The organism is Actinokineospora pegani, assembly GCF_009745975.1.
Lineage (GTDB): Bacteria > Actinomycetota > Actinomycetes > Mycobacteriales > Pseudonocardiaceae > Actinokineospora > Actinokineospora pegani.
Genome location: NZ_WHOL01000005.1, coordinates 1 through 412 on the forward strand (window position 1 = coordinate 1; position 412 = coordinate 412).

Below are 412 nucleotides of genomic sequence, written 5' to 3' on the forward strand. Positions count from 1 at the left end.
GAGCATCTCCTGGCTGGGACGGCGGCTGGCCTCCCAGGGCTTCGTGGTCTTCACCATCGACACACTGACCACTCAGGACCAACCCGACAGCCGGGGCAGGCAACTCTTGGCCGCCTTGGACCACCTCACCGCGCGCAGCCCGGTCAGCAGCCGTGTCGACAGGACCCGCCTCGGCGTCATCGGGCACTCCATGGGCGGCGGCGGAGCACTGGAAGCCGCCCGCTCCCGCCCCGGCCTGCAAGCCGCGATCCCCCTCACCGGCTGGAACCTGACCAAGAACTGGTCGTCCCTGCGCGTCCCCACCCTGGTCGTGGGCGCCGAATCCGATAGCGTCGCGTCCGTCGCGAGGCACTCCATCCCCTTCTACAACAGCCTGCCCAGCTCCCTCGACCGCGCCTACCTCGAACTGCGC

At 69.9% G+C, this 412-nt stretch carries 1 protein-coding gene; it reads left to right on the forward strand.

Going from position 1 to position 412, the window contains the following annotated elements:
* Positions 1-412, forward strand: a 412-nt coding sequence (locus tag GCL84_RS00280) for a dienelactone hydrolase family protein (protein ID WP_197522903.1), incomplete at both ends; no start/stop codon positions are given.